General features: G+C 70.3%; 14 protein-coding genes and 1 tRNA gene. 6 read left to right on the top strand and 9 right to left on the bottom strand.

The features are described 5' to 3' along the window. The first annotated feature begins 2 nt into the window (after positions 1–2). The 3 genes from ABZU43_RS14520 to ABZU43_RS14510 all read left to right on the top strand — a co-directional run bounded on the left by ABZU43_RS14520 (position 3) and on the right by ABZU43_RS14510 (position 2,679). On the top strand, positions 3–950 hold the full coding sequence (locus ABZU43_RS14520) for an ROK family protein (RefSeq protein WP_355007001.1): 948 nt from the start codon (positions 3–5) through the stop codon (positions 948–950). Then, entirely contained in the window at positions 947–1,627 is a 681-nt protein-coding gene (locus ABZU43_RS14515) for an N-acetylmannosamine-6-phosphate 2-epimerase (RefSeq protein ID WP_355007000.1), read from the top strand. The genes ABZU43_RS14520 and ABZU43_RS14515 overlap by 4 nt, the downstream gene beginning before the upstream one ends. 86 nt (positions 1,628–1,713) lie before the next feature. Further along, complete coding sequence (locus tag ABZU43_RS14510) at positions 1,714–2,679, top strand: acetylxylan esterase (RefSeq protein WP_355006999.1); 966 nt, start codon at positions 1,714–1,716, stop codon at positions 2,677–2,679. Between the two features lie 21 nt (positions 2,680–2,700). Here ABZU43_RS14510 and ABZU43_RS14505 read toward each other — a convergent pair whose 3' ends face one another. Together ABZU43_RS14505 and ABZU43_RS14500 are read right to left on the bottom strand one after the other, a co-directional pair. Further along, entirely contained in the window at positions 2,701–3,156 is a 456-nt protein-coding gene (locus ABZU43_RS14505) for an Rrf2 family transcriptional regulator (protein ID WP_030333674.1), read from the bottom strand. 7 nt (positions 3,157–3,163) lie between these two features. After that, the gene (locus ABZU43_RS14500) at positions 3,164–4,156 is read right to left on the bottom strand and encodes an AraC family transcriptional regulator (protein ID WP_355006998.1); all 993 of its coding nucleotides are present in this window, start codon (positions 4,154–4,156) and stop codon (positions 3,164–3,166) included. Positions 4,157–4,358: 202 nt separating this feature from the next. Here ABZU43_RS14500 and ABZU43_RS14495 point away from each other — a divergent pair, with 202 nt between their 5' ends. After that, positions 4,359–5,135, top strand: coding sequence for a glucose 1-dehydrogenase (locus ABZU43_RS14495; RefSeq protein WP_030333678.1), 777 nt, complete (start codon positions 4,359–4,361; stop codon positions 5,133–5,135). Between the two features lie 113 nt (positions 5,136–5,248). On the opposite strand, the gene ABZU43_RS14490 is transcribed toward ABZU43_RS14495, so the two are convergent. After that, entirely contained in the window at positions 5,249–5,680 is a 432-nt protein-coding gene (locus ABZU43_RS14490; RefSeq protein ID WP_007457244.1) for an SsgA family sporulation/cell division regulator, read from the bottom strand. A gap of 273 nt (positions 5,681–5,953) precedes the next feature. On the opposite strand from ABZU43_RS14490, the gene ABZU43_RS14485 reads away from it, so the two are divergent. Both ABZU43_RS14485 and ABZU43_RS14480 read left to right on the top strand, forming a co-directional pair. Beyond that, positions 5,954–6,595 carry a PGPGW domain-containing protein gene (locus ABZU43_RS14485; protein WP_355006997.1) on the top strand — a complete coding sequence of 214 codons (642 nt, stop codon included), beginning with the start codon at positions 5,954–5,956 and terminating at the stop codon, positions 6,593–6,595. A 50-nt stretch (positions 6,596–6,645) separates the two neighbouring features. After that, positions 6,646–6,717: transfer RNA gene (locus ABZU43_RS14480), tRNA-Val, on the top strand. Between the two features lie 309 nt (positions 6,718–7,026). Here ABZU43_RS14480 and ABZU43_RS14475 read toward each other — a convergent pair. The 6 genes from ABZU43_RS14475 to ABZU43_RS14450 all read right to left on the bottom strand — a co-directional run bounded on the left by ABZU43_RS14475 (position 7,027) and on the right by ABZU43_RS14450 (position 10,864). Beyond that, positions 7,027–7,284, bottom strand: a complete 258-nt coding sequence (locus ABZU43_RS14475; protein ID WP_355006996.1) for a hypothetical protein — start codon at positions 7,282–7,284, stop codon at positions 7,027–7,029. Between the two features lie 22 nt (positions 7,285–7,306). After that, positions 7,307–7,945, bottom strand: coding sequence for a hypothetical protein (locus ABZU43_RS14470; RefSeq protein WP_355006995.1), 639 nt, complete (start codon positions 7,943–7,945; stop codon positions 7,307–7,309). A gap of 10 nt (positions 7,946–7,955) precedes the next feature. Next, on the bottom strand, positions 7,956–8,681 hold the full coding sequence (locus tag ABZU43_RS14465; RefSeq protein ID WP_355006994.1) for a hypothetical protein: 726 nt from the start codon (positions 8,679–8,681) through the stop codon (positions 7,956–7,958). Between the two features lie 19 nt (positions 8,682–8,700). Then, complete coding sequence (locus ABZU43_RS14460; RefSeq protein WP_355006993.1) at positions 8,701–9,015, bottom strand: hypothetical protein; 315 nt, start codon at positions 9,013–9,015, stop codon at positions 8,701–8,703. Then, positions 9,015–9,407, bottom strand: coding sequence for a YbaB/EbfC family nucleoid-associated protein (locus tag ABZU43_RS14455; RefSeq protein WP_355006992.1), 393 nt, complete (start codon positions 9,405–9,407; stop codon positions 9,015–9,017). Before ABZU43_RS14455 ends, ABZU43_RS14460 begins: the two co-directional genes overlap by 1 nt. Before the next feature lie 626 nt (positions 9,408–10,033). Next, positions 10,034–10,864 carry a PhzF family phenazine biosynthesis isomerase gene (locus ABZU43_RS14450; protein WP_355006991.1) on the bottom strand — a complete coding sequence of 277 codons (831 nt, stop codon included), beginning with the start codon at positions 10,862–10,864 and terminating at the stop codon, positions 10,034–10,036. Between the last annotated feature and the right edge of the window lie 83 nt (positions 10,865–10,947).

The following is a 10,947-nucleotide window of genomic DNA, read 5'->3' as shown; positions in this document are numbered from 1 at the left end:
CCATGTCCGAGGCACCCAAGCCCTCGGTTGTCGACGTGGCGGTAGCCGCGCTCGACATCGGGGGCACCAAGACGGCCGCTGGCATCGTGACCCGCGACGGCGAGGTCGTCGACCAGATCACCGTCCCCACCCCCGGCCGGGCCGGGGCGACCGCCATCATCGACACCGCAGCCGACCTTGTCGGTCGGCTGCGGGCGAGGGCGACGGGAACCCGCATCCGTGCCCTCGGCGTCGGTAGCGCCGGGGTGATCGACCACCGGACGGGTCGGGTGCTTTCGGCCACCGACGCCCTGGCCGGTTGGGCCGGCACGGACCTGAGCGGCCGACTGCGGGCACTGCTGGACCTGCCCGTCTCAGCCATCAACGACGTGCACGCGCACGCCCTCGGTGAGGCCCGACACGGCGTGGCGGTCGGCCACCAGACGGTTCTCTTCATCGCGGTCGGCACCGGTATCGGTGCCTCGTTCGTCGTCGACGGCACCGTGCTCACCGGCGCCCACTCCGTGGCCGGCCATGCCGGCCACCAGCCCTCGCCGTACGCCGGGCAGTTGCCCTGCACCTGCGGCGGACGGGGGCACCTGGAGGCGATCGCCTCCGGGCCCGCCCTCACCGAGGAGTACGTGCGGCGTACCGGTCAGCCGGTCGGCGATCTGCGCACAGTGGCCGCCCGCGCGGCGGACGGTGACGCCACAGCCCGGGAGGTGGTCCTGCTGGGCGGGGCCGCCGTCGGCTCGGCGGTCGGCGGGCTGGTCAACATGCTTGACCCCGCTGTCGTCGTCATCGGCGGCGGTGTCGCCGGCCTCGGCGACACCTGGTGGCAGGCACTTCGCGACGCCGCGCGGCGGGAGACACTGCCCAGCCTGGACGACGTGCCGGTGCTGGCCTCGACCCTCGGCGCGGACGCCCCGCTTCTCGGCGCCGCAGCACTCGCCTGGAAGGACATGTCATGAACGCGTTGATCGAAGGGATCCGCCACCGCCTGGTGGTTTCCTGCCAGGCGTACCCCGGTGAGCCGATGCGCAGCCCGGACACGATGCGCCGGGTGGCCCTCGCAGCCGCCCAGGGCGGCGCCGCCGGCATCCGCGCCCAGGGTCTGGCGGACATCGCGGCCATCCGGCAGGCGGTCGACCTGCCGCTGATCGGGCTGTGGAAGGACGGGGACGACGACGTCTTCATCACCCCCACGCTGGAGCACGCGCTGTCGGTGGCCCGCGCCGGCGCGCACGTCGTCGCGCTCGACGGCACCGCGCGGCCCCGCCCGGACGGTCGCAGCCTCGGCGAGACCATCGCCGCCGTCCACCAGCTGACCGGGGCTCTGGTGATGGCGGACTGCTCCACCCTCGCCGAGGGGATCGCCGCCGCCGCGGCGGGTGCCGACCTGGTCGGCACCACCCTCTCCGGCTACACCGCGTACACCAGCAAGCAGCCCGGACCCGACCTGGACCTGGTGGCCCGGCTCTCCACCGCGATCGACGTACCGGTGGTCGCGGAGGGTCGGATCCACACACCGGCCCACGCGGCCCAGGCGCTGCGGGCCGGGGCGTGGTCGGTGGTCGTGGGTACGGCGATCACCCACCCCACCACCATCACCGGCTGGTTCACGTCAGCAATGGCTGGCGCCCGGTAGCGCACTCCACTGCCCGTCGGTCCGGCACGGACAGCCGGGCGACACCCCGCACCAACTGACAATCCTGCTGTCGCGGAGGCCATCCTGTGGCGTTGACCGATATCACCCTCGCCGAGTGCTGGGCGTACCAACCCGACCCGACTGTTCCGGAGGACCTGGACGCCTTCTGGGAGCGGACGCTGCGCTCCGACGACACCGCGGCGGCGACGTACGAGCCGGTGGACACGGGTTTGACCCAGATCCGCAGCTACGCCGTCACCGTCGCCGGCTTCGGCGGTGAGCCCGTGCACGGCTGGCTGCACCTGCCGGCGGACGCCACCGGGCCGTTGCCCTGCGTCGTTGAGTACCTCGGGTACGGCCGTGGTCGTGGCCTACCCCACGAGAAGCTGTTCTGGGCCTCGGCGGGCTTCGCGCATCTCATCATGGACACCCGGGGTCAGGGCTGGAGCGCTGCGCCCGGCGCCACCGCCGACTCGGACCGGTATCCGGCGGGAACCGTTCCGGGCTTCCTCACCCGCGGCGTCACCAGCCCGGACGACTTCTACTACCGCAGGTTGATCACCGACGCGGTCCGGTTCGCCCAGGCCGCCGCTGAGCATCCCGCCGTCGACGCTGCCCGGGTCGCCGTCACCGGCATCAGTCAGGGTGGCGGCCTCTCGCTGGCGGTGGCCGCACTCTTCCCGGGCGTGGCGGCGGTCATGCCCGACGTTCCCTTCCTCTGCGACCTCCCGCGCGGCGTCCGGGTCGCCACCGAGGGGCCGTACACCGAGGTCGCCGAGTATCTCGCGCTGTACCGCGACCGCAGCGATCAGGTGTTCCGGACGTTGTCGTACGTGGATGGCGCGGTGCTGGGGGCCAGGGCCACCGCGCCCGCGCTGTTCTCCATCGCCATGATGGACCGGATCTGCCCGCCCTCGACCTGCTTCGCCGCCTACCACCGCTACGGGGGCGACAAGGAGGTGCGCGTGTACGAGTTCAACGACCACGAAGGTGGCGAGGCGCACCAGCAGCTCGAACAACTCGCCTGGCTGCGCAAGCTCTTCGGCCGCTGAGGACAGCACCCGCTGCTGGCGTCAGCGGGGCTCCCACGCATCGGGCAGCGCGGTGAGCTTGCGGACGTGCGCGGGCAGTCGACCGCTGACGATCTCGGCGAGGCTCACCTCGTCGACGACCCGCCGCACGGCGGCGCGGACCGCCACCCACAGACCGGGCAGGTTCTCCGCCGAGCCCTCGTACCGGGTCTCCTCGGGGCGCAGCCCGCGTACCCCGGCCAGTGGGCCCTCGACGGCGCGCAGCACCGCGCCGACGGTCACCTCGCGGGGTGGGCGGGCGAGGGTGTAACCGCCCTCGGCGCCGCGTTGGGCGCGGACGATGCCGGCCCGGCGCAGATCCGCCAGGACCGCCTCCAGGAACTTGCGGGGCATGTCCTGCTCCGCGGCGATGGCCTGGGTGGACAGCAGCGAGGGGTACGCGGTGGCGAGGCTCAACGCCGCCCGTACCGCGTAGTCGCCGCGCGCGGAGATCTGCACAGTGCCATCATGCCCGGCCGGTGCCGCCCAGCCCTCCGGCGGGCGGCCCGGGTCTCGTGGCGTACCCGCCGTTGGCGGGTTCGCCGAGGGTGCCGGGGCGGAACCAGCCGCTGTTGACGCCCGTCGACTCGGCCGGTGGTCGAGGCCGGACCACCCGGCCGGCCACCGGCTGATCCCGGGAGGCCCGGAACGCGCCGGGGCTGACCCCGACCTCGCGGGTGAAGAAGCGGCCGAAGTTCGTAGGTTCGGAGAAGCCGAGCCGCCGGCCGATCTGGGCGATCGGCTGATCCGTCGCGGCCAGTAACCGGCTGGCCTGCAACGCGACCCGCTCGTCGATGACCTGCTTGGCGCTGCGACCGGTGACGGCCAGGCAGGCTCGGGTCAGGGTCCGCACCGAGCAGCCGAGCTCGGCCGCATAATCCTCCACCCGCCGGGTCTGCGGGTAGCCGTGCTCCACCTCGCGGCGGAACCTGCGGAACGTCTCGTCCTCGGGTCGGGCGGGCGACCGGTCGTCGCGGGCCACGGCCAGCCGCAGCAGCAGTACGGCCAGTTGGTGCCGGAGCAGCGCGCGGGCGGTAGGACTGTCGGGGTGCCGCCGGCAGTCCACCGCCAACTGGCTCACCTCGCTGATGACCGCGTCCTCGTCCTCACCTGCCAACTGCCGCCACGTCGCGGTCGTGGTCAGGTCGACGTCGAAGCCGCGCAGCGCCTCGGCGTCCCAGGCGACCACTGTGGCGTCGAACTGGGGGCCGGCGCAGCGCAGCACCTGGCCGGGGCGGACCCGCAGCAGCGTGCCGGGCCGGCACGGCAGCAGGTGAAAGTCGAGTTCCGCGTCGCCGTGCCCACGCGTGGTGAGAATCAGAAGCTCCCGCTCGACGATCACCGGCCGACGCCAGCCCGGGGCACCGGCAAGATCGGCCAGCGCGAACGTGGCTATCTCGTCGGTGACGGGAGACGCCGTTCCGATCGATGGCGCGGGGGAGGGATCGGTGGAGACCATCGCCTGCGACGGTAGCCCGAACCGCAGGTCACCGCATCCCGATCGACGTTCGCCGCGGAATCCGCGGCAAGCCGCGGGCTTGTCCCGGTCCCGGCGGCCGGGCTACGTTACCCGGCGGTAGCGCCGTCGGTCCGCGGTCCACCCGGTATCCGCCGGTCACCTGACCGACCGGCGGCAACCGCCGACTCGCGATGGGATGGGCATGACGCAGCTGTTCTCGGTCGAAGGTAAGACGGTCCTGGTCACGGGCGGTTCGCGGGGGATCGGGCTGATGATCGCCCAGGGCTTCGTCCGGGCCGGCGCCCACGTGATCATCTCGTCCCGCAAGGCTGACGTCTGCGAGGCGGTCGCCACCACCCTGTCCGCCGAAGGTCGTTGCGAGGCCATCCCCGCCGACCTCAGCGACGACGCCGGTGCCGAAACGTTGGCCGCCGCCGTGCGGGAGCGCTTCGGCCGCCTCGACGTGCTGGTCAACAACGCCGGAGCGACCTGGGGCGCACCGCTGGAGGACTACCCCGAGGCCGCGTTCGACAAGCTCTGGGCGGTCAACGTCAAGGCCGTCTTCCGGCTCACCACCGCGCTGCTGCCGGCGCTGCGCGCCGCCGCCAGCGCCGACGACCCGGCCCGAGTGATCAACATCGGGTCGATCGACGGCATCCGGGTGCCGATGATGGAGGTGTACGCGTACTCGGCCACCAAGGCCGCCGTGCACATGCTCACCCGCAGCCTCGCCCACCAACTCGCCGGGGAGCAGATCACCGTCAACGCGATAGCGCCCGGCCCGTTCGAGAGCAAGATGATGGCGTTCGCGCTCGACGACCCGGCGAGCCGGGCCGCCATCGAGCAGCAGGTGCCGCTCGGCCGCATCGGGCGCCCCGAGGACATGGCCGGCACGGCCATCTACCTCTCGTCGCGCGCCGGCGCGTACCTGACCGGAGCGGTCATCCCCGTCGACGGCGGCATCACCACGCACGGCTGAGCACCGGCCGACCCGGGGCGGGCCCGCGTACCCCCTGGGTGTGTGTGCCGGGGCCGCGCGGACTCGGCAGATCCGCGCGGCCCCGGTGTGGCCGGTGTTGCCCGTTCGGGCGGTCAGCGACCGGCGAGCAGCCGGTTCACCGCCGTGTCGACGTCCAGGTGCTCGGCCTCACGGCCGCGCGGGACGACGACGTAGGTCCGTCGAAGGAAACGCACCAGGACGCTGCGCGGCACCTCGAAGAGGGCGTTGCCGTCCGGTGACGAGAGGGCCAGCGCGACGAAGTCGCCGCGCGGTGTGGCCCAGGGCCAGACCCGAACGTCCCCGATGCCGGCCGGCTCGTCCAGGCCGGTGACCAGAAGTTCGCGAGCGAACGACCAACTCACCGCCTCGCCCCCTGCCGATTCGGCATGGAACAGGACATGGACCGCATACGGGTCAGCAGGGTCGTAACGCAGACTGGCACGCACCGGCAAGGCGGTGGCGTCAGGTGCGACGAGCCTTAGCGACGTCTCGACCTCTACGGTCGTCGGTCGGATGACACTCATGGACGTTCTCCCCCCGGCACCGCTGCGGAACGCGCGTGTCCCGCTTTTCCCATACTCAGGTGCTACCTCTGGCTACGCTCCGCCATACGCTGACTTCACCCAGTGGTGGGAAGGGGGACGGAAACGCCGCGTGAATGTGAGCATTCATGTAGGATTTCCGGTTCTGCCCAGTGTGTGATCCCGCCCGGTATCGGGTGGCTCAGTCGTCGACTTACTCCGGTAACGTCCAGTCGGCCGTTGCAGTGACGGGCCCGAGCGACACTGGGGGGTGAAATGGTGACGAAGCAATCCTCAGTGGATCCCGCGGCGGCACCCGGCCCGCCGAAAGTCGCGGTCCGAGCAGCCGAAAAGCGGGGGTACGGAGTGCCGATGGAGCAGCCCGAACGGGCCGGTCGGCCGGCGTCCGACGCCGGACGGTCGCGTGGCGGCGCCGGTGCTGGTCGCGGTGACGACGCTGCAGCCGGTGACGACGCCGCCGTTGGTGGTGGCGGAATCGCCGTGCAGGATCCTCCGCGTCGGCCTCGCTGGCGTGAACGGATCTCGCTGACCCTCGACCTCATCCGCGCCAACCCCACCGGGCGGATCGCACTCAAGATCTTCATCGCGATCGCCGGGGCGCTCGTGGTGACCATCGGCATCGCCCTCATCCCGCTCCCCGGGCCGGGCTGGCTGCTGGTGATCGCCGGCCTGGGCATCTGGGCCGTCGAATACCACTGGGCTCGACGGCTGCTCGGCTTCACCCGTCGCCACGTCCACGGCTGGACACGCTGGGTTACGAGACAGTCGCTGCTGGTGCGAATCGTGCTCGGCTCCGTCGGCCTGGTCTTCGTGGCCACTGTTGTCTGGCTGTCCCTCAAGTACAGCCTCGGCATCGACGTGGTCGCCGAGGCGATGCAGTACCTGGCGACGCACTGACCCCGGATTTCCGGTCGGGTTCCACGATCGGGTAGAGTCAGTGGCGCTGAGGGCGATTAGCTCAGTGGGAGAGCGCTTCGTTCACACCGAAGAGGTCGCTGGTTCGATACCAGCATCGCCCACTCTCAGTCTTAGAAGGTCAAAGGCCGCTTCCCAGTTTTGGGAGGTGGCCTTTCCGCTGTCGTACGGCAATGACGTATCGCCACGCCAGCGGGCGGGCCCGACGGCGGTGCCGGCTGGGACCATGTGGAATCGGCGCTGGCCGGCCAGTGCCTTTCGGACGATCGCAGCGACCGCCGACGGGAGATCCCGAGATTTACCGTTCGGTGAAAGTCGCCATCGACATGCCCGCGCCGAGATCGGGCCAGGTCTGGGACGCCAGCTGGTCGACACGGTGCAGGGTTCGAGGGGTGAGATCTACGCTTCGGCCGTCAGTCCGAGGTCCGGATCTGCTCCACGCGCGTCAGAGGTTCCTGGAGGTACTCCATGAGCTTCCGCAGCGCGTCCTTCTCCGCCGTGGTGATCACAACGTCCTCCTCCCACAGGGCGCCGACGAGCGTCGTGATCGCCAGGTCCCAAGCCCCGGCGCCGGCGGCGTTCAGGACGATCGGCCGGTACGTCGGGCTGATCCTGGGCGCGAGCTGGGCGCTGATTTGGCCGCTGTACCAGTAGTATTCGTTGACTTCCATGGGTCTCCCGTAAGTTCGGTGGCTAGGTCGGCCGCTTGGCCGGCAGGTTGGTGGTGACGCCCTCGCCGCTGAGGGGGTGGCCGCCGGAGATGCTGCCGTCCTTGTCCAGGGTAACGACGCAGGTGATGCCGTCGCGGGTGCCGGTGACGACCCAGCCGTCGCCGCCAGGACGTGGCTGAGGGCGGCTGTCGGGGTCGGTGGCGATGCTCTTGAACCAGCCCTCGACCTGCTCCTTGGTGGTGCCGGGCGGGAAGAGCGTCTTGCCGGGCTCGGTGGACGAGGGCTTGTGGTCGCCATTACCCTTCCCGTCGCCGTCCCAGATCTTGTCCAACGCCCCGTCGCCCATCTCGCCGAAGCGGCGCATGTCGTACCTGGCGTCGGCGAAGTCGGGGTCGTCCCAAGGGTTGGTCCTCTTGGGCGCCTCGGGCTCGGATGTGTCGGCGTCCTTCGGGCGGCCCTCCCCGGCGCGCTTGATGCCGTGCTGCTGGGCTGGTCCCACGCGCTTGGGCATCAATCCCGGGTTGAACTTGGGACGGTTGGGGCCGTCGCCGCCACCGCCATGGGGTGGGGTGGGGCCTGAGGGGTGCTTGTGGAGACCCGCCACAGCGAACAGGACCACCAGGACGGCGGTGGTCCGCAGAGCCGCCATGAGTTGTCGCATCGAGGGCCGCCTAGACGTCGAGGAGTGCGCGAAGGCTGGAGAGGCTGGTGATCAGGCCCATCAGCCAGCCGAAGATGCGGCCGGTCCAGCGGACGACGGCGATTGCGAGCTGGGAGGCGACCAGCGGTGTGGCGAAGCCGAGAGAGAAGACCACCTCGGCCAGCCACACCACGACCTTGGCGATGCAGTCGGAGATGAAGGCGCGCACGACCTCCCGCACCGTCTGCACCAGGATTCCCGCGCCGCGGGTTGCGGCACCCATGCCGGCGGCCGTACCCGCGAAGATCCCGGCGACGTCGATGTTGATGGTCAGGATGTCGCGGTAGGCGTCGGCGGCGGCGCCCTGCCATCCGTCGAGGTCGCCGACCAGCCGCGCCTTGAGGTCCTCGGCGATGGAGAACAGCTCACTGGCCATGTTGTCCCAGGTCAAGGCGTGCGTCTCGATGGTCTCGGGATCACCGGCGAGCCAGTCGAGGGCCTGCTTCAGTGGCTCGACCTGCTCGATGGCCCACTCGATGCCCATCGACAGGAGCGTGCTGAACGGGTCGATGGCGATGGACGCCCCGTCGAGAGCGGCACCCAAGCCCGCGACTGAGCCGTCGATCCAGCTGCCGGAGTCGATGGCGTCCTTGATGCCCATGTAGTCGTCGGCGAGCGGCAGGCCGGTCCAGCCGTCGCGGTGCGCGGCGCTTGTCGAAGCGATGTCGGCGGTCGTGGCGACCAGTGGGTTGGTCATGAGAGGGCGCCGGGCCGGCTCAGGTCGCGGAGTGGAAGGAGTTGAAGCCGTCGGTGGTCGACTCCTCGGCCCGCTGGTAGGCGTCGGCGTTCTTCTTGATTCCCGCGGCGAGCAGCTCGATGTTCTCGGCAAGCATCCCCACGCCCTTGTCCTGGTCCCGGTGGCGTCCCTCCAGGATGGGTGGCAAGAACTGGCAGAGCTGCCCGTAGGCATCATCGGCCTGGAAAATGGTGGCGCTCGCGGCCATGACGGCGGCGAAGCGGTCGTGAATGGCCGACATGGCCGTCGCGTGCGCGCGCAGCGCCTCGACGTCGACCTCGAACCCCCCGTGCATCAGTATCGCCCCTCTTCGTCCTCGGTGTCGGCGGTCCGGAATCCGGCCAGCAGGGCCCGGCCGGTCGCCGAGTCGGCGCCGACCGTCTCCCGCACGACCTCGGCGGCGGCCTCGGCGAGCTTGACCCGCGCGTTGCGATAGGCGCCCATGATCGCCTGCTGCGTCTGCTCCAGGCTCACGCGCTGCACCCGCGCGGAGAGTCGGACGTCGGCCATCGCCCCCGTGGAGTCGACAGTGACCTCGACGATCCCGTGGGCGTCGCTGGCTGTGACCCGCAGCGCGCGCAAGCCGGCAGCGGCGGCCTGCGCGTCGGCGGCCCGACGCAAGGCATTGGCCTGCCATGCCTCCAGGCGTTCCCGCGCATCCTCGGCGTCCAACAGCGGATTGACCATCGGGCCTCCCTCTCCGTTGCCGAGCAGGGGTTTTGGAGGCGTCAGTGTAGCCGCGGCCCGCCACACCAGGATTGCCGAGCGATTGCGGCGTGATCCGGTCAATGTGGATCGCGGCGACGTGGGTGCTGATGATCGCCTTGCGGGCAGCGGAGAGTCGAGGGTGATGAGAAGATCGATCTTCCGTCCTGATGCTGCGCCCTGGCGACCGAGAAACCCTTGGAGGCGTCGTGCCGAGCGTGCTGGACTTACTAGCGGGTCCGGTCTGCCTCGGTTTTGGCGTGCTGTTCACGCTACAAGCAGCACGGCGCCTGCGGTCGGAACGACGCTATGGCCCGCAGCCGCCTCCCAGAGAAGTCCTCAGCGGGCGAGAGTTGCTGTGGGAGGGTCTTGCCGTGGCCCTTCTCGGGACCGTCAACATGCTCGGAAGGCCCTGGACTCTTCTGGCGATTCCAGCCGTGGTCGTGCTTGTGGCCATCGGGCTGCGCATCTTCTTGCGCTTGACTCGGGACCGGTCACGCCGGGCAAGCTGAACGTTCCTTGTCTCAGGCTATTGGTGTTCAGTCCCGGAAGTTGAACAGCAGTTCGCCGACCGTGGTCGGCGGCCGGCGCGTAGATGGACGGTGGTGCTACGGCGGGCCGAGGTCAACGATTCCGCCGATTCTCGCGACGATGCCGTCTGCGGTGTGTGTCGCGCTGGCGAAGACCGATGATGGGCTTTGGTGCGTGTCGCCCTGGTGGATTTCGATCGCGCTGTTGCCTGATGTGTCGAGCAGGTGAGCGGCGAGGCAGCCGACACTGTTGGCGTTTGCGATGTCCTCGTCGACGCCGATCGCTGGGGCGAACATCCGGGCTGCGCCCGTTCCTGCGGTCGGGGGCAACGCGTAGGTGAAGCAGCCGAGATACCCCAGTAGCCGACACTCGGTTGCCAGCCGATCGAAGTCGGGCTGCATGGACAGCAGTGTGCGGCGATCCCGGACGGGAACGAGGAGTCGTGGCATGCCGGGCGACGCGACCCGTAGGTCGGCGGCGATGTCTGCTCGTTCCAGGCCGAGGGCCGCGATGATGTCACCGCCAGTCGCGTCGGCATGGTCCGACAAGGCGATGACGCCCTGGTCGAACCAGACCTCAATGCCGTCATGGCGCCGGATGGCGGTTGTGGCGAAGGTGCGGCCTCCGCTGCGCTGGCGGCCGTGGTGCTCCGTTGCGCCGCTGCGGTCCAGCAGGACGGCCTGCGCGGCGATGGTGCCGTGCCCGCAGTTCGGGAGCTCTCCGGTGCTGGTGAAGAACCGCACCCTGGGTGCGTCCGCCGTGGTGGTGTCGATGAACGCGGTGTGGGAGGTGCCGGCCCTCAGGGCGATCGCGTGCCGTTCGGCGTCGATGAGCATGGCATCGTCGATCACGACTGTGGTGGGGCTACCGCCTTCCCCGTAGCGGGTACAGGCGTTCACCACCGCCACTGGTGGGATGCGAGCCATGACCAGACTCCAATGCTTCGGATTCAGAAGCACGGTAGCGATTTCGCTTCCGGAGCGCCAGGGCA

It is taken from the genome of Micromonospora sp. NPDC005205 (assembly GCF_040608275.1).
In the GTDB taxonomy this organism is placed as follows: Bacteria; Actinomycetota; Actinomycetes; order Mycobacteriales; family Micromonosporaceae; genus Micromonospora.
Note: the sequence above shows the minus strand (reverse complement) of the source record. Positions and strands in the feature narration are given on the sequence as shown.